Source organism: Mesorhizobium sp. LSHC420B00, assembly GCF_000503055.1.
Taxonomy (GTDB): Bacteria; Pseudomonadota; Alphaproteobacteria; order Rhizobiales; family Rhizobiaceae; genus Mesorhizobium.
In genome coordinates this window covers 61,537-82,693 of sequence record NZ_AYVY01000011.1, presented here as the reverse complement: position 1 = coordinate 82,693, position 21,157 = coordinate 61,537, and the positions used below count along the sequence as shown (strand labels likewise).

The window sequence follows — 21,157 nt, the reverse complement described above, 5'->3', positions numbered from 1 at the left end:
AAACAGGTCGGCATGACCGACATCTCCAGCAAATCCCTTCCGCAGACCGTCTCTCTACCGCAGGCCGGCGCCCCGAGTGAGCCGATCAGCGAAGCGGCGGCGGGGGCGATCCTGACCGTCGATCTTGGCGCCGTCCGTGAGAATTACCGGCGGCTGAAGGCGCGTCTGGGCGGCGTCAGCTGTGCCGGAGTGGTCAAGGCCGACGGTTACGGGATTGGCGCGGCGCCGGTGGCGGCGGCGCTGATGGCTGAAGGCTGTGATATTTTCTTCGTCGCGCATTTGGCCGGCGGCGTCTTGCTGCGCAAGGCGCTCGGCTCAGACCCGGCCATCTACGTGCTGAACGGCATTCCGCCAGGTGCGGAACGGGAAGCGGTTGCGGCGGGGCTTTGCACTGTCGTCAACAGCGCCAGCCAACTTGCGGCATGGCGCGAGATGGCCGGGCGGGTGGGCCATAAATTGCCTGCCGCCGTCCAGGTCGACAGCGGCATGTCGCGGCTCGGCATGGCGCCCGAGGAGGTGAAAGCCATCGCGCAGGATCCGCAGGCTTTCGATGGTGTCGAACTGACCTTCGTGATGAGCCATCTCGCCTGCGCCGACGAACCCGAGCAACCGGCCAACGAGCAGCAACGGCTGGAATTCGAACGGCTGCGCCGGATGCTGCCGGGAGCGCCGGCGTCGCTTGCAAATTCATCAGGCATTTTTCTCGGGCAGCGCTATCACTACGACCTCGTTCGTCCGGGTGCCGCTCTCTATGGCATCAATCCGACGCCGGCGAAGGACAACCCGATGCTGCCGGTGGTGCGATTGCAAGCCAAGGTCATCCAGACGCGGATGCTGGAGGCCGGCGCCGGTGTCGGCTACGGCCACACTTTCCACACCAAGGCCCCGCTTGCCGCGGCGACGATTTCGCTCGGCTACGGCGATGGCTGGCATCGACGCGCCGCTTCCGCTGCCTGGTTCGAAAATGTGCGGCTGCCCTTCATCGGCCGGGTTTCGATGGATTCGATCATCCTTGACATTTCCGCATTGCCGCCCGGCAAGCTGAAGGCCGGCGACCTCGTCGAACTGATCGGGCCGTCGTCGCAGACCGTGGACCAGGTAGCCGGCCAGGCCGGCACCATCGGCTATGAGGTCTTGACCAGCCTCGGCCACCGCTTCCACCGGCGCTATGTGAATGGCTAGGACGCAAGCTTGTTGTCCTCACGCATGTCGTTTCCCTCAGCATCGGCACTTGGCGGACGCCGCAGAATCCGGCAGACAGAAGGCGGCGATGATCCCGGACCCGAACCCTGACGAGACGCCGTTGCGGAGAACTAAGCGATGAAGATCTTCGTGCTGGGCGGCGGTGTGATCGGGGTCACCACCGCCTATTTTCTTGCCGAGGCCGGCCATCAGGTGACGGTGATCGACCGCCAGAAAGGCCCGGCGCTGGAAACCAGCTTTGCCAATGCCGGCGAGATCTCGCCCGGCTATGCCTCGCCCTGGGCCAGGCCCGGCGTTCCGCTGAAGGCCGTCAAATGGCTGTTGATGAAGCATGGTCCGCTGGTGGTGCGGCCGGCGCTCGATCCGCATATGTGGATATGGCTGGTCAAGATGCTGCGCAATTGCACGGCTGAACGCTACGCGCTGAACAAGGCGCGCATGGTGCCGCTGGCCGAATACAGCCGCGACACGCTGAAGGCGCTGCGCGAGGCGACCGGCATCGCCTATGACGAGCGCGCCAAGGGTACGCTGCAGCTTTTCCGAACGCAAAAGCAGCTCGATGGCGTCGGCGGCGATGTCGAGGTGCTGAAGACCTATGGCGTCCCTTATGAGGTCCTCGACCCCGACGGCTGCATTGCTGCCGAGCCCGCGCTGGCTGGCGTGCGCGAGAAATTCGTCGGTGGCCTGCGGTTGCCCGGCGACGAAACCGGCGACTGCAAGATGTTCACCGACAGGCTTGCGGAGCTTTGCGCGGCACGCGGCGTCACCTTCGAATACGACACGGAGATACGGCGCGTCGTCAAGAAGCGCGATCGCATCACCAACATCAGCACCAGCAAGGGCTGGATGGTCGCTGACGCCTATGTGATGGCGATGGGCAGCTATTCGGCGCGGTTCATGCGCATGCTGAAGCGGCCCATCCCGGTCTACCCGGTCAAGGGCTATTCGATCACCCTGCCGATCAAGGACGCCGCCGCCGCGCCGGTGTCGACGGTGATGGACGAGAGCTACAAGGTGGCGATCACCCGCCTCGGCGACCGTATCCGGGTCGGCGGCACGGCGGAAATCTCCGGCTTCGACATGCGGCTGCACGAATCGCGGCGCCGCACGCTCGAACATTCGGTCGGCGACCTTTTCGCGGGCGGCGGCGACATGCGGTCGGCCACCTTCTGGTGCGGGCTGCGGCCGATGACGCCGGACGGGCCGCCGCTGATCGGGCGCACCGATTTCTCCAATCTCTATCTCAATACCGGCCACGGCACGCTCGGCTGGACCATGGCCTGCGGCTCGGCCAAGGTTCTGGCCGACATCATCTCCAGCCGGGTGCCAGACATCGACGTCGGCGATCTCGGGCCGGGACGATACGCCAAGTAAGACCCCCAGCAGCTTAAGACAGCCGCCGGCCGGTAGGCTTCACGCGAACAAACCCCGGTCCCGTTCGACGGCCTTGGTGATGAAGCTCGCGGCGATCTGGACGCGGCGCAGTGGCCTGACCGATTCATGATAGACCAGCCAGTAGGCGCGGCGGATGGGTGCGACGATATCGAGAGGCACCAGCTCCGGCATCGAGCGGGCAACGAAGGTGTGCAGGATGCCGATGCCGGCGCCGGAACGCACCGCTTCGGCCTGGCCGAGCGCTGAGGAAATGGCGAAGCTGGTGCGCCAGTCGGCGCTGAATTCGGCCGCGTAGTCGAGCGAGGGACTGACGATCAGGTCCGGCACGTAGCCGATCAGCGTGTGCTGGCCCAGCTCGGCGGCGGTTCCGGGCAGGCCATGCGTGTCGGCGTAGGCCCGCGACGCGAACAGGCCGAGCGTGTAGTCGACGAGCTTTCCCGCCACCAGACGGCCTTCCGTCGGCCGTTCGACGGTGATGGCAATGTCGGCCTCGCGGCGGGACAAAGAGAAGGAGCGCGGTACCGGCACCAGCTGGATGGTGAGCTCGCGGTGCAAAGCGGTCAGCGCGCCGAGGCGCCTGGCCAGGAAGGCGACGCCAAAACCGTCCGGCGCGCCGATGCGCACGGTGCCCGAGACGTCGTCGCCTTCGCCTGAAACGGTCGAGCGCGCGGCGATCATGTCGCCCTCCATGCGTTCGGCGATTTCGAGGAAACGTTCGCCTGCCGGCGTCAGCTCGCTGCCGGTGGTAAGCCGGCGAAACAGTTTTGTCCTGAATGCATCCTCGAGGGCGGCAATGCGGCGCGAGACGGTCGCGTGATTGAGCTCCAACCGCCTGGCGGCGCCGAGGATCTGGCCGGCGCGCGCCACGGCAAGGAAGATGCGAACGTCATCCCAGTTCATCGGGATGGTCCGTTTCGATAGAGAGCGCCGTGTTCCCGCCCACCCCCCTCTGGCCTGCCGGCCATCTCCCCCGCAAGGGGGGAGATCGGATGTCCGGTCGGCTTTCGCCAATCTCCAACGTCGCAAAAAGGGCGGTAAGGCCGAAGCCGCCAATCTCCCCCCTTGCGGGGGAGATGTCCGGCAGGACAGAGGGGGGTGTGAAGAAACTCAACTCAGCAATCCAAGCGATAGGAGTACACTCCCTACCATTTGCGCCATTTGATGCACAATCGCGCGCCGCTATCTATTTTCTGCACAACGGTTGCGTTTTCACTCGCGTTGCCATCGCTCCCGCAAAGGCGGACAATGCCTCATCACGAACCAAGGAGAGAAACCATGATCGAATACGGTCATTTCATTGGCGGCAAGCGTGTCGCCGGAACCAGCGGCCGCAAGCAGGACGTCATGCAGCCGATGGACGGCACGGTGCGTGGCACGGTGGCGTTGGCTTCGCAGGCGGAATTGCGCGCAGCGGTCGAAAACGCCAAGGCGGCACAGCCCGGCTGGGCGGCAACCAACCCGCAGCGGCGCGTGCGCGTCTTGATGCGGTTCCTCGAGCTGGTCGCCAAGGAGTATGATGCGCTGGCCGAGATATTGGCGCGCGAACACGGCAAGACCGTCGCCGACGCCAAGGGCGACATCCAGCGTGGCCTCGAAGTGGTCGAGGTCTGCATCGGTGCGCCGCATATGATGAAGGGCGAGTTCACCGATGGCGCCGGCCCCGGCATCGACGTCTATTCGATGCGCCAGCCGCTCGGCGTCGTCGCCGGCATCACGCCGTTCAATTTTCCAGCGATGATCCCGTTGTGGAAGATCGCGCCGGCCATCGCCTGCGGCAATGCCTACATCCTCAAGCCGTCGGAGCGCGATCCGGGCGTGCCGATGCGGATTGCCGAACTGTTCATCGAGGCCGGCCTGCCGGCGGGCATCCTCAATGTCGTCAACGGCGACAAGGAAGTGGTCGACGCCATCCTCGACGATCCCGACATCAAGGCTATCGGTTTCGTCGGCTCGACACCGATCGCCCAGTACATCTATTCGCGCGGCTGCGCGGCCGGCAAGCGCGTGCAGTGCTTCGGCGGCGCCAAGAACCACATGATCATCATGCCCGATGCCGACATGGACCAGACCGTCGACGCGCTGATCGGCGCCGGCTACGGCTCGGCCGGCGAGCGCTGCATGGCGATCTCGGTGGCCGTCCCGGTCGGCAACGACACCGCCAACCGGCTAATGGAAAAACTGGTGCCCCGCGTCGAGAGCCTGAAGGTCGGTCCGTCGACGGATTCTTCCGCCGATTTCGGCCCTCTGGTCACGGCGCAGGCGCTGGAGCGGGTCAAATCCTATGTCGACACCGGCGTCAAGGAAGGCGCCAAGCTGGTGGTCGATGGCCGCGGCTTTTCCATGCAGGGCTACGAGAACGGCTACTATATGGGCGGCTGCCTGTTCGACAACGTGACTGCCGACATGCGCATTTACAAGGAAGAGATCTTTGGGCCGGTGCTGTCGGTGGTGCGCGCGCCGACTTACGAAAACGCCATCAAGCTTGCCAACGAGCACGAGATGGGCAATGGCGTCGCCATCTTCACCCGCGACGGCGATGCGGCGCGGGACTTCGCCTCACGAGTCCAGGTCGGCATGGTCGGCATCAACGTGCCGATCCCGGTGCCGATCGCCTACTATACGTTTGGCGGCTGGAAGGCGTCCTCGTTCGGCGACCTCAACCAGCACGGGCCGGACGCGTTCCGCTTCTACACCAAGACCAAGACTGTGACGTCGCGCTGGCCGTCCGGCGTGAAGGACGGCGCCGAGTTCGTCATCCCGACGATGAATTAGCCGGACGGTTTCCTGTCTGCGCGTCCTCGCTTCGGCTGCGGGCGCGCGGGCCGGTGTGAAGGACGGCGCCGAGTTCGTCATCCCGACGATGAATTAGCCGGACGGTTTCCTGTCTGCGCGTCCTCGCTNGTCCTCGCTTCGGCTGCGGGCGCGCGGGCCGGTGTGAAGGACGGCGCCGAGTTCGTCATCCCGACGATGAACTGATCCAAATCGCAGAAAGCAAGAAAAGGCCCGGGCTTGGAGCCCGTGCCTTTTTTGTCGCCGTCTTCATCGGCATGAACACGAATGTGATGGAACCAAGAAGGCAGCAATCCTCTTAGGTTGCAGTCCTGCCGCGAAGGAGGAGCTGGCAGATCAACCAACGGCGCTGGTGACGGCTCCGGGGGATATCGTCCGGCGCAAAGGAGATGTCAGATGACACGTCTCATGGCGATCATAGCTTGCGCGGCAACGGCGGCGCTTTCCGCCATCCCGGCAATGGCTGCCGAGCAATGCGCGGCACGCGCCGATATGGTCAAGGCGCTCGGCGAGAAGTTTCATGAAAACCCGAGCGCGGTTGGCGTCGTCAATCCGAATGTGGTGCTTGAAGTCTTCGTTTCCGACAAGGGCACCTGGACCATCCTCGCCAGCGATACAAAAGGTCAAAGCTGCGTGATTTCAGTCGGCGAAGGCTGGGAGAGCGCGATGACGATAGCGGCGCTGCCCGGTACCTGAAGTAGGCCTTTCCTATTCACCTGGCCGCAGCCTCGGCACGACAGCCGGGCTGCGGCCCTGTTCTCGGCGACCTTGAAACGGATCTCCCCGCGCCCACTTGAGGCGCGCACGGCTTGCTATTTTTCGTTAGCGATACCATATATGGAACATAGCGAGAACATCCAGAATCGTTCCCGCTGGCGGCAGACCGGAACACGGAAAGGAGCGACGCGATGATGACGTCGGAACCGGCCTGGATCGCTCCGGCAAAATGAGGCCGTCAATCACCTCCCTTTGCCGGATCGTGATGGCAAAGGAGGTGCCCTATGGCACGCAAATCGCTGTTAGGATGGGTGAAGACCGTAGCTTTTGCTGGCTTATTCGCGGTGGGTACGAATGCCGCAAGCGCCCAATATCAATACTGCGTTGAACATGGCGACCTCGTCGCCCACCTGGCCGAGAATTTCCAGGAAAGACAGTTTGCTCTCGGACTGATCGGTCAGGAGGCGGTCATGGAAGTTTTTGTCGCCGATAGCGGAAGCTGGACGGTCATCGTGACCGACGTCGCCGGCAGAAGCTGCATTGTCGCAGCCGGCGAAAATTGGGAAAGCGTGGACGCCCTGCCCGGCCAAAACTCATGAGGGAGCGGGCGGCGTCAGCGCGTAGCAGCTGCCTCAGCGTGGCCGCGCAGCAACGCCATCAGCCGCTTGGCGTCCTTGGCCGCGGCCTCTTCGTCGCCGGCGAGGATCGAGCGGATCAATGCGACATGGTGCTCGGCGGATTCGGCCAAGCCGGTATCGGCCTTGTAGCGGAACCAGAAGCGGCGGCTGTGGGTTTGCAAGGGCGCCGCCAGGCGCGCCGCGAACGGGTTGTCTGCAGCCAGCGCCAGCGCCTCATCAAGCGCCTTGTCGGCTTGGATGAAGCAAAGAACATTTTCCGAAATCACGGCCTTTTGCATGGCCAGCGCTGCGTCATGAAACAGGTCGGCGGCCTCGCGGGTGACGAAGCGGGCGGCCGAGCGGGCAAGCACGACCTCGACGCCGCGGCGGGCGTCGAGGACGCGCAGCCAGTCGCCAGGGTGAAGCGGGGCAATGGCAATGCCGGCACGCGGCCGGACCTCGAGCAGCCCCTCCCAGGCCAGCCGCTGGATCGCTTCGCGCACCGGGGTGCGGCCAAGGCCGAGCCTGTCGATCAGCGCCCCCTCGGTGATGAAGCTCGCGGGCGCCAGTTCGAGCGTTACGATCATATGCTCGAGCCTGCGGTAGGCCTTCGCAGTCGCCGGCTCGGAGCCTGGGTTGTCATATACCAATGCGGCGTCTCCTGATATATTTTTGATATATCATATCAGATTCAACGTTGACAGCCGGCTTCTTAAGAAATATACGACTGATATATCAGATGGAGCAACCGACATGTGGGCCGGAGTTTTCCCCGCCGTTACGACCAAATTCACCGAGGATGATCGCCTCGACCATGCCGAGATGGAGCGCTGCTTTGCGCTGCAGATGGAGGCCGGCTGCGACGGCATCATCGTCTGTGGCTCGCTTGGCGAAGGACCGATGCTGTCGCATGACGAAAAGATCGAGGTGCTGAAGACCGCGCAGAAGATCGCCGGCAACAAACCGGTGCTGTTGACGGTCAACGAAGCCGGCACACGCGAGGCGGCGACGATCGCGCGCCGCGCCGCAAAAGAAGGCGCCAACGGTTTGATGGTGGTGCCGAGCCCGATCTACCATACCAATGCCGAGGAGACAGTCGCGGCACTCAGCGCCGTCGCCGCGGCCGGCGACCTGCCGGTGATGATCTACTCCAACCGGCTTGCCTACCGCGTCGACGTCACCGTCGACCAGATGGAGGAACTGGCGAAGGACCAGCGCTTCGTCGCCATCAAGGAGTCCTCCGACGATATCCGCCGCTCGACCGAGATCATCAACCGCCTCGGCGACCGCTACGATTTGTTCACCGGCGTCGACAATCTCGCCTTCGAGGCGCTGTCGGTCGGCGCTATCGGCTGGGTGGCGGGCCTGGTCACCGCGTTCCCGCGCGAGACGGTCGCTATCTACCAGCTGATGAGACAGGGCCGCCGTGAGGAGGCGCTGAAGATCTACCGCTGGTTCCGGCCGCTGCTCGATCTCGACGTATCGACCTATCTGGTGCAGAACATCAAGCTCGCGGAAGTCTTCGCCATCGATACCAATGACCGGGTGCGCATGCCGCGCCAGCCATTGTCGGGCGAGCGCCGCAAGGCTGTCGAAAAGATCGTCAGGGATGCGCTGGCGGTGCGGCCAGAGCTGCCGACATTCTGATCCAGTCACTTTGAGGCTATTTGCAGATGTGCAGCGCGGCGCATGGCAATGAATGATGATGCTACGCTCGATGTTGCCATCATTGGTGGCGGCATCATCGGCATCTGCGCCGCCGCCTTTCTGGCCGAGGCGGGGCGAAACGTCACGATCTTCGATCGGACGGGGATCTGCGAGGAAACCAGCTCCGGCAATGCCGCTGCCTTTGCCTTCTCCGATGTGCTGCCGCTCGCCCACAAGGGCATGATCAGGCAGCTGCCGAAATGGCTCGCCGACCCGCTCGGCCCGCTCAGCATTCCGCCCGCCTATTTGCCGAAGCTGTTGCCTTGGCTGGTCCGCTTCTGGCGGGCCGGCCGAAGCGACCGCTATGAAGCCGGCCTTGCCGCGCAGGCCGGGATGATGAAGCTCGCCGAGGCGGAATGGATGGGCTTGCTCGACCGTTCCGGCACACGGCCGATGCTGCACGAGGACGGCTCGCTCGAACTCTACGAAAGCGAGGCCGAGTTCAAGGTGTCGCTGCCCGGCTGGGCGGCAAGGCAGCGCTTCGGCATCGGCTTCAACCATGTCGAAGGCAGCGCTCTCGCCGCCTTGCAGCCCGGCCTGTCGCCGCGCTTCGCCAGGGGCACGTTCGTGCCGGGGTGGAAGACCGTCGCCGACCCCAAGCTGCTTGGAAAGGCCTTATGGGCCTATGCCGAGAGGTTGGGCGCGGGGTTCGAAAAGGCCCGGATCGAGCGTATCGAGGCGGGACAGGGCGACGCGATCCTGACCATGGCCGACGGTACGACGCGTCGGGCAAAGCATGTCGTCATCGCTGCCGGGGCCTGGTCGCATCTGCTGGCGAGACATCTCGGCGACGGCATCCCGCTGGAGACCGAGCGTGGCTACAACACGACGCTGCCGAAGACTGCGTTCGACGTAAAGCGGCAATTGATCTTCTCCGGGCATGGCTTTGTCATCACGCCGCTCGAGACCGGCCTGCGCGTCGGTGGCGCGGTCGAGCTCGGCGGCCTCGAAAGGCCGCCCAATTATGCGCGCTCGAAAGCACTGCTCGAAAAGGCGCAAAAATTCCTGCCAGGGCTGGATCCGGCCAATGGCCGCGAATGGATGGGATTCCGGCCGTCGCTGCCGGATTCGTTGTCGGTGATCGGGCGGTCGCAAAAAACGCCGTCGGTGGTGTATGGCTTCGGCCATGGTCATCTCGGCCTGACCCAGGCCGCGGCGACCGGACGCTTGATCCGTGAGCTCGTTCTCGGGCAGAGTCCATCGCTCGATCTCGGTCCGTTCAGTCCGCAACGGTTTTGAGATCGAAGACATTCAGTTGGGAGCCGGCATGGCCAAGAATTCCTTCTTCTGCATAGACGGCCACACCTGCGGCAATCCGGTGCGGCTGGTCGCCGGCGGCGGACCGCTGCTCAACGGCTCGACGATGATGGAGCGGCGAGCGCATTTCCTGGCCGAATATGACTGGATCCGCACCGGGCTGATGTTCGAGCCGCGCGGCCATGACGTGATGTCCGGCTCGATCCTCTATCCGCCGACGCGCGAGGATTGCGACATCGCCATCCTGTTCATCGAAACCTCCGGCTGTCTGCCGATGTGCGGCCACGGCACAATCGGCACTGTGACCTTTGCCGTCGAACATGGGCTGATCAAGCCGAAGACGCCGGGCGTGCTCAGGCTGGATACGCCGGCGGGCCTGGTCGTCGCCGAGTACAAGCAGGTCGGCGACTATGTCGAGGAGGTGCGCATCACCAATGTGCCGTCCTTCCTCTATGCCGAGGGACTGACGGTCGAATGCCCCGGGCTCGGCGAGATCAGCGTCGATGTCGCCTATGGCGGCAATTTCTACGCCATCGTCGAACCGCAAACGAACTATCGCGACATGGCCGACCATTCGGCGGGCGAGCTGATCGCCTGGAGCCCGGTGGTGCGGCAGCGGCTCAACGAGAAATATTCCTTCGTCCACCCGGAGAATCCCGGCATCGACAAGCTGTCGCACATATTGTGGACCGGTGCGCCGACCAACCCGCAAGCCGATGCCCGCAACGCCGTCTTCTACGGCGACAAGGCGATCGACCGCTCGCCCTGCGGCACCGGCACCTCGGCGCGGATGGCGCAGCTTCACGCCAAGGGCAAGCTTGGGGTTGGCGACGACTTCGTCCATGAATCGATCATCGGCTCGCTGTTCAAGGGCAGGGTGGAAAAAGAGGTCACCGTCGCCGGCAAGCCGGCGATCATTCCGTCGATCGGCGGCTGGGCACGGATGACCGGATTGAACACGATCTTCATCGACGACCGCGACCCGTTCGCGCACGGCTTCGTCGTCAAATAGAAAAAACGCTGACGCAGGGGAAGAAAGAGAGCGTAAACGGATTGCGATCAACGACGCAACGATCCCGCTCATCAACTTATTTTGACGGCGATTTCTTCGAAACGAGGCGCATGGTGCGGTTGAATCGTCAAAGACATTGCGTTAGGCCAATGGTAGGGTCCGCGATGGTCCAGGGGCCGGACGGGAATAAAACGGGCAATCGGACGGCGTGCGGCGAAAACACGCATAGCCATCGAAAAATCACGTTGCAATCCGGGCTCGAAACTTTACGACTAGGGGAAATACGAAAAGGAATGCGTCTGCATGGGCGACATTCCAGGGGAGCCACGACAGCATGCAGTATTTTGTCCAGCAGCTTATCAATGGGCTGACGCTGGGATCGATCTATGGGCTGATAGCGATCGGCTATACGATGGTCTACGGCATCATCGGCATGATCAATTTTGCCCATGGCGACATCTTCATGGTCGGGGCATTCACCGCCCTCATCGTTTTCCTCATTCTCGGCGCATTGTTCTATTCCTTGCCGGTGGTGATCGCGCTGCTGATCATGATGATCGTCGCGATGCTGCTGACCAGCCTGTATAATTGGACGATCGAGAAGGTGGCCTACCGGCCTTTGCGCGGTTCGTTCCGGCTGGCGCCGCTGATCACCGCGATCGGCATGTCGATCGCCCTGTCGAACTTCGTCCAGGTGACGCAAGGGCCGCGCAACAAGCCGATCCCGCCGATGGTGTCCACGGTCTACAACATCGAGGGCATCAGCGTATCGCTGAAGCAGATCATCATCGTCATCGTCACCGCGCTGCTGCTGGCGCTGTTCTGGTATTTGGTCAACAAGACCTCACTAGGCCGGGCGCAAAGGGCATGCGAGCAGGACCGCAAGATGGCGGCGTTGCTTGGCATCGACGTCGACCGCACCATCTCGATCACCTTCGTCATGGGTGCGGCCCTTGCTGCCGTCGCCGGCACGCTGTTCCTGATGTATTACGGCGTCATCGCCTTCTCCGACGGTTTCACGCCCGGCGTGAAGGCGTTCACCGCGGCGGTGCTCGGCGGCATCGGCTCGCTGCCCGGCGCCGTGCTCGGCGGGCTGATGATCGGCTTCATCGAAAGCATGTGGTCGGCTTATTTCTCGATCGACTACAAGGACGTCGCCGCCTTCTCCATCCTGGCGATCGTCCTGATCTTCCTGCCTTCCGGCATATTGGGCCGGCCAGAAGTCGAAAAGGTCTGAGGTCATGGCGGTCACTGTATCTCCGGAGCGCGGCGTCGTCGCCACCCCAGTGCAACGCGCCACGCGCGAGGCGCTTTATGCTGGTGCCATCGCGCTCGGCCTGTTCGTGCTGTTCATCGGCCTGCGGACCGATCAGAACATCTCCAACGAGCTGATCCTCGTACAGCGCTGGGGCCTGCTCGCCGCCGTGGTGATCGCCACCATGCTCGGCCGCTTTCTCTACGTTGCCTACGGCCAGCCCTTCCTGGCCAACCAGAAGATTGCCGACATCGCCACCGGGCTGTTGCCGGAAAGCGTGGCGACGCGGTTCTTCCGGTTGCCGTATTTCATTGCTGCCGTCGTCGTAGTGGCTGTGCTGGCGCTGCTGGCCGGCTCGCTCGATGGTTTGCTGGGGCCGGGTCTCGCCGGTTATGCGCGCTTCGCGCGGGCGCTGGCGATCATCTATGCGCTGGCCTCGGTGCTGTTCTATTTCCGCACCTTCATCCTCGCCCATTTCTCGGCGTTGGGCATAACCGCACTGGCGCTCTACCCGATCATCGTCGTGGCGGTGCTTGCCGGGTACGCAGGGTCGATGGCCGGCGGGTTCCAGGGTTCACTGAAATGGGTCGACAATTTCGGCATCCAGATCCTGATCTATGTGATGCTGGCCTGGGGGCTGAACATCGTCGTCGGCCTCGCCGGCCTGCTCGATCTCGGCTACGTCGCCTTCTACGCGGTCGGCGCCTATGCCTATGCGCTGCTCGGCACGCATTTTGGCCTGTCGTTCTGGATCCTGCTGCCCGCCGCCGGCGCCATGGCCGCCTTCTGGGGGGTATTGCTCGGGTTTCCGGTGCTGCGTCTGCGCGGCGATTATCTGGCGATCGTGACGCTTGCCTTCGGCGAGATCATTCGTCTCGTGCTGATCAATTGGCGCGAGGTTACGAACGGCTCGGCCGGCATCTCCGGCATCCCCAAGGTCACCTTTTTCGGCCTGATGACGTTCAACGTTTCGGATCCGAATTATATCGCCAAGGTGTTGGATATCGCCACATCGAGCGCCTACTACAAGATATTCCTCTACTATCTGATCCTGGGGCTCTGCCTGCTCACCGCCTTCGTCACGATAAGGCTAAGGCGCATGCCTGTCGGCCGCGCCTGGGAAGCGCTGCGCGAGGATGAGATCGCCTGCCGCTCGCTCGGCATCAACACCACCACCACCAAGCTCACTGCCTTTGCCACCGGCGCCATGTTCGGCGGCTTCGCCGGCTCGTTCTTCGCGGCACGGCAAGGTTTCGTCAGCCCCGAATCCTTCATCTTCCTGGAGTCGGCCATCATTCTGGCTATGGTCGTGCTTGGCGGCATGGGTTCGCTGGTTGGCATCGCCGTCGCCGCCATGGTGATGATCGGCGGCACGGAGGTGCTGCGCGAACTCGATTTCCTGAAGCAGGTCTTCGGCCCCGACTTCACCCCGGAACTCTACCGCATGCTTTTATTCGGCATGGCCATGGTCATCGTCATGCTGTGGAAGCCGCGCGGCTTCGTCGGCAGCCGTGAACCGACAGCCTTCCTCAAGAAGAGCAAGGCCGTATCCGGCTCCTTCACCAAGGAAGGCCACGGCTGATGAGTGATACGAACCCATCTCCCATGAACGATGCCATCCTGCAGGTCGACCATCTGTCGATGAAATTCGGCGGTCTGGTCGCCATCGGCGATCTCTCCTTCCAGGCCAAGCGCGGCGAGATCACCGCGCTGATCGGACCGAACGGCGCCGGCAAGACCACGGTGTTCAATTGCATCACCGGTTTCTACAAACCGTCGGAAGGCATGCTCACGCTCAATAGGCGCGACGGCTCGAGCTATCTGCTCGAACGCCTGCCGAACCATGAAATCCCGGCACGCGCCAAGGTGGCGCGCACCTTTCAGAACATCCGCCTGTTCTCGGGCATGACGCTGCTCGAGAACCTGCTGGTAGCCCAGCACAACAAGCTGATGAAGGCGTCCGGCTACACCGTGCTCGGCCTGTTCGGCTTCAGCGGCTACCGGAAGGCATCGGCCGAGTCGGTCGAACTGGCCAGGCACTGGCTGGAGAAGGCCGATCTCGTCGACCGTGCCGACGACCCGGCCGGCGACCTGCCCTATGGCGCGCAACGACGCCTCGAGATCGCGCGGGCGATGTGCACGGGTCCGGAGTTGCTCTGCCTCGACGAGCCGGCTGCCGGCCTCAATCCGAAAGAATCAATGGCGCTCAACGCGCTGCTGATGGACATCAAAGACAACACCGGCACCTCGATCCTGCTGATCGAGCACGACATGGCGGTGGTCATGCAGATTTCCGACCACGTCGTGGTGCTCGAATACGGGCGCAAGATATCGGACGGCAGCCCGCATTCGGTACGCACGGACCCGCGCGTCATCGCTGCCTATCTCGGCGTCGAAGACGAGGAAGTCGAGACGGTACTGACCGAAGTCGGCGACGAGGACGTCATCGAGCAATTGGACACCGGTCCCGATTCCGCGCACGGCCCAGGCACATCGTCTTCGTATCTCGCCGGACCGGTGACCGATACGATCGGCCACAGCGAGGGCGAGCGCGTGACCGTGTCGAAAGGCGCCTCGAAAGCCGGGCAGTTCGATGCAAAGTCGAGTGCCGCGGCAAGCAAGGCAGCAGCGCAAGCCGCCGCTCCCCCGGCCAAGGCGGAACCCGCTGCAGCTAAGCCGACCGCGAAACCCTCCACGGCTAAGGCGCCGGCCAAGTCGAAGGTCGCGGGCGTTTCGAACCGGCTCACAGCGCCACGTGGCGGCGAGGCCGACAATCTGACCCGCATCAAGGGCATCGGCACGGTCAACGAGAAGAAGCTTAACCAGCACGGCATCTTCCATTTCGACCAGATCGCGGCATGGAAGAAAGCCGACGTCGCGGCCGTCGAGGCCTATCTCGCCTTCGACGGACGCATCGCCCGTGAGGACTGGGTTGGTCAGGCCAAGCTTCTCGCCGCCGGCAAGGAGACGGAATTTTCGCGCCGCGTCGACGCCGGGAAAGTGGAAACGAGCCACGCTTCCGGGAAAACTGCGAAAACAGTTGCCGGCAAGACTGCTGCCGCACCTGCGGGCAAGCGCGGAGGGCGCAAGTGATGGCCGGCACAACGCTGCTCGATATCAAAGGCGTCCAGACCTACTACGGCAACATCAGGGCGCTGAACGGTGTCGACGTCACCGTCAGGCAGGGCGAGATCGTGGCGCTGATCGGCGCCAACGGCGCCGGCAAGTCGACGCTGATGATGACCATTTTTGGTGCTCCGCGGGCCCGGGCGGGCACGATCACCTTCGCCGGCACCGATATTACCCAGATGCCAACGCATGAGATCGCGCGGATGCGGATCGCCCAGTCGCCGGAGGGCCGGCGCATCTTCCCGCGCATGACGGTGATGGAAAACCTGCAGATGGGCGCCAGCCTCGACGGCCTCAAGCATTACGACGAGGACGTCGAGAAGGTGTTCACGCTGTTTCCGCGCCTGAAGGAACGCATCGCCCAGCGCGGCGGCACCCTGTCGGGCGGCGAACAGCAGATGCTGTCGATCGGGCGTGCGCTGATGGCACGGCCGAAGCTGCTCCTGCTCGACGAGCCGTCGCTCGGCCTGGCGCCGCTGATCGTGAAGCAGATCTTCGACGCCATCCGCGAGTTGAACCGGACCCAAGGGCTGACAGTGTTCCTGGTCGAGCAGAACGCCTTCGGCGCGCTGAAGCTCGCGACGCGCGGCTATGTCATGGTCAACGGCAATGTGACGATGAGCGGCACCGGCAAGGAGCTGCTCGCCAATCCGGAAGTGCGCGCCGCCTATCTCGAAGGCGGCCACCACTGAGTTCAGGAGACTTCATCATGCAGGGCATTCTCTACGAGGAACCCTCGATCTGGCAGTTCTTCTTCGTCACCTGCCTGCTCGGCGGCTGGGCGGCATGGATGACCGGCAAGGCCAGCGCCCAGACATGGCGCAGCTTCCTCCAATTGTTCGCCTACATGCTCGGCCTTGGCATTGGCGTAAGGTTCATTCATCACGCGCTGTTCGGCGGCACGATGTTCTCGCTGCATTACTATATCGTGGATACGATCGTACTGATGATATTGGGCTTCATCGGCTATCAATACACGCGCACAAACCAGATGGTGACACAGTATAATTGGCTCTATGAAAGAGCATCGGTTTTGAGCTGGAAGCCGAAAGGTTGACGTTCATGATTAACGCCGTTTCGGGGATGAATCGGCGTGACAAGTGCCTGAAAATCGGCAAAGTACGTTTTCTGCGAGTAAAAGTGGGCATCGCATGAAAGCATCATCCAACGCCCACTCCGTAAATGGGAGCGTTTTACATGAAAAAATCACTTTTGTCCGCCGTCGCCCTGACCGCGCTGATCGCGTTCAGCGGCAGCGCGTGGGCTGACGTCCTGGTTGGCGTCGCCGGTCCGATCACCGGTCCGAATGCCGCCTTCGGCGCGCAGCTGCAGAAGGGTGCCGAACAGGCCGTCGCCGACATCAATGCGGCCGGTGGCATCAATGGCGAGCAGATCAAGCTCTCGGTCGGCGACGACGTCTCCGATCCGAAGCAGGGCATCTCGGTCGCCAACAAGTTCGTCGGCGACGGCGTCAAGTTCGTGGTTGGCCACTTCAACTCGGGCGTCTCGATCCCGGCGTCGGAAGTCTACGCGGAAAACGGCATCCTCGAGATCACGCCGGCCGCGACCAATCCGAAGTTCACCGAACGCGGCATGTGGAACACGTTCCGCACCTGCGGACGTGACGACCAGCAGGGCAGCATCGCCGGCGCCTATCTCGCGGCGAACTTCAAGGATGCCAAGATCGCGGTCATCCACGACAAGACGACCTACGGCCAGGGCCTTGCCGATGAGACCAAGAAGGCGATGAACGCAGCCGGCCTGACGGAAGTCATGTACGAAGGCGTCAATGTCGGCGACAAGGACTTCTCGGCGCTGATCGCCAAGATGAAGGAAGCCGGCGTTTCCATCATCTATTGGGGTGGCCTGCACACCGAAGCCGGCCTGATCATCCGCCAGGCGGCTGACCAGGGCCTCAAGGCGACGCTGGTTTCCGGCGACGGCATCGTGTCGAACGAGCTGGCCTCGATCGCTGGCGACGCAGTTGCGGGCACGCTGAACACGTTCGGCCCGGATCCGCGTCTGATCCCGACGAACAAGGAACTCGTCGAGAAGTTCCGCGCGCAGGGCTTCGAACCGGAGGCCTACACGCTTTACTCCTACGCCGCCATGCAGGCGATCGCCGAAGCAGCCACCGTTGCCAAGTCGAACGACCCGCAGGAAGTTGCCAAGGCGCTGCATGAGAAGGGTCCGTTCAAGACCGTTCTGGGCGACCTCTCCTATGACGCGAAGGGCGATCCGACGTTGCCCGGCTACGTCATGTACGAGTGGAAGAAGGGCGACGACGGCAAGTACACCTACATCCAGAAGATGTAAGCCTGTCGACGACGATAATTTTGGAGATGCCCGGCGCTTGCGCCGGGCATTTCCGTTTTGACGGCATCGAGTTGATTTAAATCGGTTTAGCCGCTGCCCGATTTTGTTTGCACTGCAGCATTTTCGCGCTAATCATGTCCGGCAGTTCCCTTCCCCGTGTCCGGAGCCCTGTCCTTGGCAATCTCGAAGATCCTTGTCGCCAACCGCTCCGAAATTGCCATCCGCGTCTTCCGCGCGGCTAATGAACTCGGCCTCAAAACCGTGGCGATCTGGGCGGAGGAAGACAAATACTCCCTGCATCGCTTCAAGGCCGACGAAAGCTACCAGGTCGGGCGCGGGCCGCACCTGACCAGGGATATGGGGCCGATCGAAAGCTATCTGTCGATCGAGGAGGTTATCCGCGTCGCCAGGCTTTCGGGCGCCGATGCCATCCATCCAGGCTACGGCCTGCTGTCGGAGAGCCCGGAATTCGCCGAGGCCTGCGCCACGGCCGGCATCATCTTCATCGGGCCAAAGCCGGATACGATGCGCAGGCTGGGCAACAAGGTCGCCGCCCGCAATCTCGCAATCGAAGTCGGTGTGCCGGTAATTCCCGCCACCGATCCCTTGCCGGACGACATGGCGGCGGTGAAGGAACTCGCCAGGACGATCGGCTACCCGGTGATGCTCAAGGCGTCCTGGGGCGGCGGCGGCCGCGGCATGCGCGCCATCCGCTCCGAGGCCGATCTCGCCCGCGAGGTGATGGAAGGCAAGCGTGAGGCGAAGGCGGCTTTCGGCAAGGACGAGGTCTATCTCGAGAAGCTGATCGAGCGCGCCCGCCATGTCGAGGTGCAGGTGCTGGGCGACACGCATGGCAATGCGGTGCATCTGTTCGAGCGCGATTGTTCGATCCAGCGCCGCAACCAGAAAGTGGTCGAGCGGGCGCCGGCTCCCTATCTCGAAATGTCGCAGCGCGAGGAGCTTTGCGCCTATGCGCTGAGGATCGCGCGCGAAACCAGCTATATCGGCGCCGGCACGGTCGAGTTCCTGCAGGATGCCGATACCGGAAAATTCTATTTCATCGAGGTCAATCCGCGCATCCAGGTCGAGCACACCGTCACCGAACAAGTGACCGGCATCGACATCGTCAAAGCACAGATCCACATACTCGACGGCTTTGCCATCGGCACGGCGGAATCGGGCGTGCCGACGCAGAAGGACATCAGGCTCAACGGGCACGCGCTGCAGTGCCGCATCACCACTGAAGACCCCGAGCATAATTTCATCCCCGACTATGGCCGCATCACCGCCTATCGCGGCGCCACCGGCTTCGGCATCCGCCTTGATGGGGGCACCGCCTATTCGGGCGCGGTCATCACCCGCTTCTACGATCCATTGCTGGAAAAGGTGACGGCGTGGGCGCCGACGCCGGCCGAGACCATCGCCCGCATGAACCGGGCGTTGCGCGAATTCCGAATCCGGGGCGTGGCGACCAATCTCACCTTTCTCGAGGCGATCATCAATCACCGGAGCTTCGCCGACAATTCCTACACCACCAAGTTCATCGACACGACGCCGGAACTGTTCGCCAGCGTGAAGCGGCAGGACCGCGCGACCAAGCTGCTCAACTATCTTGCCGACGTTTCGGTCAATGGCCATCCCGAGACGCGCGGCCGGCCGCAGCCAAAAGCAGATGCGGCGCCACCGGTGGTGCCATATCTCAACGGCAATGTGCCTGACGGCAGCAAGCAGAAGCTCGACGTGCTCGGGCCGGAGAAATTCGCGGCGTGGATGCGCGAGCAAAAAGAGGTGCTGGTCACCGACACGACAATGCGCGACGGGCATCAATCCTTGCTCGCGACGCGTGTGCGCACCTATGACATCGCCGGCATCGCCGGCACCTATGCGCGCGCTCTGCCGCAGCTTTTGTCACTCGAATGCTGGGGCGGCGCAACATTCGACGTCGCCATGCGCTTCCTCACCGAAGATCCATGGGAGCGGCTGTCGCTGGTGCGCGAGGCAGCACCCAATCTTCTGCTGCAGATGCTTCTGCGTGGCGCCAACGGCGTTGGCTATACTAACTATCCCGACAATGTCGTCCAGCATTTCGTCCACCAGGCCGCTGCTGGCGGCATCGACCTGTTCCGCGTCTTCGACTGCCTGAACTGGGTCGAGAACATGCGTGTGGCCATGGATGCGGTCGGCGCCGAGGGCAAGCTGATCGAAGCGGCGATCTGCTATACCGGCGACATACTCGATCCGGCGCGGGCGAAATACGATCTGAAATACTATGTCGGCCTGGCCAGCGAATTGCAGGCGGCGGGCGCCCATATCATTGCCGTCAAGGACATGGCGGGGCTTCTAAAGCCGAGTGCTGCCCGCGTGCTGTTCAAGGCACTGCGCGAGGCGACAGACCTGCCGATCCACTTCCACACGCACGACACATCCGGCCTGTCGGCGGCCACCGTGCTGGCAGCGGTGGAGAGCGGTGTCGACGGCATCGACGCGGCGATGGATTCGCTATCTGGCAACACCTCGCAGCCATGCCTGGGTTCGATCGTCGAGGCGCTGAAGGGCACCGAGCGCGATCCGGGCCTCGACCCGCAATGGATCAGGAATATCTCGTTCTACTGGGAGGCGGTGCGCAACCAGTACGCCGCCTTCGAAAGCGACCTGAAGGGGCCAGCATCGGAGGTCTATCTGCACGAAATGCCTGGCGGGCAGTTCACCAACCTCAAGGAACAGGCGCGCTCGCTTGGGCTGGAGACGCGCTGGCACGAAGTGGCGCAGACCTATCACGACGTCAATCTGATGTTCGGCGATATCGTCAAGGTGACGCCGTCGTCCAAGGTCGTCGGCGACATGGCGCTGATGATGGTCAGCCAGGACCTGACCGTCGCCGACGTCGAGAATCCGGCGCGGGACATCGCCTTCCCGGATTCTGTGGTGTCGATGTTGCGCGGCGACCTCGGCCAGTCGCCGGGCGGCTGGCCAAAGCCATTGCAGAAGAAGGTGCTGAAGGGCGAAAAGCCGATCACGGTGCGGCCGGGTTCGCTGCTCAAGGCGGCGGACCTCACGGCCAGCCGCAGGGAGGTCGAGGAAAAGCTCGAGCGCAAGCTCAGTGAGTTCGAGTTCGCGTCGTGGCTGATGTATCCGAAGGTGTTTTCGGATTTCGCCGCCGCGCAGGAGACCTACGGCCCGGTCAGCGTGCTGCCGACACCGACCTATTTCTACGGCATGAAGCCGGAAGACGAGATTTTCGTCGACATCGAGAAAGGCAAGACGCTGGTGGTGCGCTGCCTTGCCATGGGCGATGTCGACGAAAAGGGCATGGTCACCGTGTTCTTCGAGCTCAACGGCCAGCCGCGCCGCGTGAAGGTACCGGACCGGGCGCATGGCGCGTCCGCTGCCAAGGCACGGCGCAAGGCGGAGCCGGGCAATGAGGCGCATGTCGGCGCGCCGATGCCCGGCGTCGTCTCGGCGCTTGCGGTCGCTGCCGGCCAGGCGGTGAAGGCCGGCGACGTGCTGCTGTCGATCGAAGCGATGAAGATGGAAACGGCGCTGCATGCCGAGCGCGACGGCACCATAGCCGAGATGCTCGTCAAGGCCGGCGACCAGATTGATGCCAAGGATCTGCTGATCGCATTCGGGTGAAATAGGCCGGCATCAGACAGCCTTGTCGGCGCCTGGCAGCAGCCCTTCATGCCGCATCGATAGCACCTTGACCCGCCGCGCCCGGTCGGGCATCGAACCGCTGCAATTCGCCGCTCGGGTCACCCC

17 protein-coding genes are annotated in these 21,157 nt (G+C 63.2%); 15 read left to right on the top strand and 2 right to left on the bottom strand.

Features of this window, described 5'->3' with window-relative positions; all coding sequences use genetic code 11:
• The first annotated feature begins 12 nt into the window (after positions 1-12).
• Both alr and X760_RS56990 read left to right on the top strand, forming a co-directional pair.
• Positions 13-1,182, top strand: coding sequence for an alanine racemase (alr, locus tag X760_RS56995; protein ID WP_023719670.1), 1,170 nt, complete (start codon positions 13-15; stop codon positions 1,180-1,182).
• 138 nt (positions 1,183-1,320) lie between these two features.
• The gene (locus tag X760_RS56990; RefSeq protein ID WP_023719669.1) at positions 1,321-2,577 is read left to right on the top strand and encodes a D-amino acid dehydrogenase; all 1,257 of its coding nucleotides are present in this window, start codon (positions 1,321-1,323) and stop codon (positions 2,575-2,577) included.
• Between the two features lie 39 nt (positions 2,578-2,616).
• Here the strand turns inward: X760_RS56990 and X760_RS56985 are convergent, their stop codons facing one another.
• The gene (locus X760_RS56985) at positions 2,617-3,498 is read right to left on the bottom strand and encodes a LysR family transcriptional regulator (RefSeq protein ID WP_023719668.1); all 882 of its coding nucleotides are present in this window, start codon (positions 3,496-3,498) and stop codon (positions 2,617-2,619) included.
• A gap of 375 nt (positions 3,499-3,873) precedes the next feature.
• On the opposite strand from X760_RS56985, the gene X760_RS56980 reads away from it, so the two are divergent.
• The 3 genes from X760_RS56980 to X760_RS56970 all read left to right on the top strand — a co-directional run bounded on the left by X760_RS56980 (position 3,874) and on the right by X760_RS56970 (position 6,704).
• On the top strand, positions 3,874-5,370 hold the full coding sequence (locus X760_RS56980) for a CoA-acylating methylmalonate-semialdehyde dehydrogenase (protein ID WP_023719667.1): 1,497 nt from the start codon (positions 3,874-3,876) through the stop codon (positions 5,368-5,370).
• Between the two features lie 414 nt (positions 5,371-5,784).
• Positions 5,785-6,084 carry a hypothetical protein gene (locus X760_RS56975; RefSeq protein ID WP_023719666.1) on the top strand — a complete coding sequence of 100 codons (300 nt, stop codon included), beginning with the start codon at positions 5,785-5,787 and terminating at the stop codon, positions 6,082-6,084.
• A 305-nt stretch (positions 6,085-6,389) separates the two neighbouring features.
• Positions 6,390-6,704, top strand: coding sequence for a hypothetical protein (locus X760_RS56970; RefSeq protein ID WP_023719665.1), 315 nt, complete (start codon positions 6,390-6,392; stop codon positions 6,702-6,704).
• Positions 6,705-6,718: 14 nt separating this feature from the next.
• Here the strand turns inward: X760_RS56970 and X760_RS56965 are convergent, their stop codons facing one another.
• Entirely contained in the window at positions 6,719-7,372 is a 654-nt protein-coding gene (locus X760_RS56965) for a GntR family transcriptional regulator (RefSeq protein WP_023719664.1), read from the bottom strand.
• A 103-nt stretch (positions 7,373-7,475) separates the two neighbouring features.
• On the opposite strand from X760_RS56965, the gene X760_RS56960 reads away from it, so the two are divergent.
• The 10 genes from X760_RS56960 to pyc all read left to right on the top strand — a co-directional run bounded on the left by X760_RS56960 (position 7,476) and on the right by pyc (position 21,031).
• Positions 7,476-8,369: a dihydrodipicolinate synthase family protein gene (locus X760_RS56960; protein ID WP_023719663.1), complete on the top strand. Its 894-nt coding sequence runs from the start codon at positions 7,476-7,478 to the stop codon at positions 8,367-8,369.
• A gap of 48 nt (positions 8,370-8,417) precedes the next feature.
• Positions 8,418-9,668, top strand: coding sequence for an FAD-binding oxidoreductase (locus X760_RS56955; protein ID WP_023719662.1), 1,251 nt, complete (start codon positions 8,418-8,420; stop codon positions 9,666-9,668).
• A 28-nt stretch (positions 9,669-9,696) separates the two neighbouring features.
• The gene (locus tag X760_RS56950; protein ID WP_023719661.1) at positions 9,697-10,698 is read left to right on the top strand and encodes a 4-hydroxyproline epimerase; all 1,002 of its coding nucleotides are present in this window, start codon (positions 9,697-9,699) and stop codon (positions 10,696-10,698) included.
• A gap of 334 nt (positions 10,699-11,032) precedes the next feature.
• Positions 11,033-11,935 (top strand): branched-chain amino acid ABC transporter permease, encoded by a 903-nt coding sequence (locus tag X760_RS56945; RefSeq protein ID WP_023719660.1) that lies wholly within the window; start codon positions 11,033-11,035, stop codon positions 11,933-11,935.
• A gap of 4 nt (positions 11,936-11,939) precedes the next feature.
• Positions 11,940-13,535, top strand: a complete 1,596-nt coding sequence (gene livM, locus X760_RS56940) for a high-affinity branched-chain amino acid ABC transporter permease LivM (RefSeq protein WP_023719659.1) — start codon at positions 11,940-11,942, stop codon at positions 13,533-13,535.
• Positions 13,535-15,046 (top strand): ATP-binding cassette domain-containing protein, encoded by a 1,512-nt coding sequence (locus X760_RS56935; protein ID WP_023719658.1) that lies wholly within the window; start codon positions 13,535-13,537, stop codon positions 15,044-15,046. The genes livM and X760_RS56935 overlap by 1 nt, the downstream gene beginning before the upstream one ends.
• Entirely contained in the window at positions 15,046-15,774 is a 729-nt protein-coding gene (locus X760_RS56930) for an ABC transporter ATP-binding protein (protein ID WP_023719657.1), read from the top strand. The genes X760_RS56935 and X760_RS56930 overlap by 1 nt, the downstream gene beginning before the upstream one ends.
• Before the next feature lie 17 nt (positions 15,775-15,791).
• Positions 15,792-16,139: a DUF6867 family protein gene (locus tag X760_RS56925; protein ID WP_023719656.1), complete on the top strand. Its 348-nt coding sequence runs from the start codon at positions 15,792-15,794 to the stop codon at positions 16,137-16,139.
• Positions 16,140-16,279: 140 nt separating this feature from the next.
• The gene (locus X760_RS56920) at positions 16,280-17,398 is read left to right on the top strand and encodes a branched-chain amino acid ABC transporter substrate-binding protein (protein ID WP_023719655.1); all 1,119 of its coding nucleotides are present in this window, start codon (positions 16,280-16,282) and stop codon (positions 17,396-17,398) included.
• 174 nt (positions 17,399-17,572) lie between these two features.
• Positions 17,573-21,031: a pyruvate carboxylase gene (pyc, locus tag X760_RS56915; protein ID WP_023719654.1), complete on the top strand. Its 3,459-nt coding sequence runs from the start codon at positions 17,573-17,575 to the stop codon at positions 21,029-21,031.
• The last annotated feature ends 126 nt before the right edge of the window (positions 21,032-21,157 follow it).

Bases quoted from the DNA above. Each gene is read 5' to 3' on its own strand.
- X760_RS56920 (WP_023719655.1), top strand. From the start codon at position 16,280: ATGAAAAAATCACTTTTGTCCGCCGTCGCCCTGACCGCGCTGATCGCG.
- X760_RS56930 (WP_023719657.1), top strand. From the start codon at position 15,046: ATGGCCGGCACAACGCTGCTCGATATCAAAGGCGTCCAGACCTACTAC.
- X760_RS56955 (WP_023719662.1), top strand. From the start codon at position 8,418: ATGAATGATGATGCTACGCTCGATGTTGCCATCATTGGTGGCGGCATC.
- X760_RS56945 (WP_023719660.1), top strand. From the start codon at position 11,033: ATGCAGTATTTTGTCCAGCAGCTTATCAATGGGCTGACGCTGGGATCG.
- X760_RS56990 (WP_023719669.1), top strand. From the start codon at position 1,321: ATGAAGATCTTCGTGCTGGGCGGCGGTGTGATCGGGGTCACCACCGCC.
- X760_RS56985 (WP_023719668.1), bottom strand. From the start codon at position 3,498: ATGAACTGGGATGACGTTCGCATCTTCCTTGCCGTGGCGCGCGCCGGC.
- X760_RS56950 (WP_023719661.1), top strand. From the start codon at position 9,697: ATGGCCAAGAATTCCTTCTTCTGCATAGACGGCCACACCTGCGGCAAT.
- X760_RS56925 (WP_023719656.1), top strand. From the start codon at position 15,792: ATGCAGGGCATTCTCTACGAGGAACCCTCGATCTGGCAGTTCTTCTTC.
- X760_RS56960 (WP_023719663.1), top strand. From the start codon at position 7,476: ATGTGGGCCGGAGTTTTCCCCGCCGTTACGACCAAATTCACCGAGGAT.
- alr (WP_023719670.1), top strand. From the start codon at position 13: ATGACCGACATCTCCAGCAAATCCCTTCCGCAGACCGTCTCTCTACCG.
- X760_RS56935 (WP_023719658.1), top strand. From the start codon at position 13,535: ATGAGTGATACGAACCCATCTCCCATGAACGATGCCATCCTGCAGGTC.
- X760_RS56970 (WP_023719665.1), top strand. From the start codon at position 6,390: ATGGCACGCAAATCGCTGTTAGGATGGGTGAAGACCGTAGCTTTTGCT.
- livM (WP_023719659.1), top strand. From the start codon at position 11,940: ATGGCGGTCACTGTATCTCCGGAGCGCGGCGTCGTCGCCACCCCAGTG.
- X760_RS56975 (WP_023719666.1), top strand. From the start codon at position 5,785: ATGACACGTCTCATGGCGATCATAGCTTGCGCGGCAACGGCGGCGCTT.
- X760_RS56980 (WP_023719667.1), top strand. From the start codon at position 3,874: ATGATCGAATACGGTCATTTCATTGGCGGCAAGCGTGTCGCCGGAACC.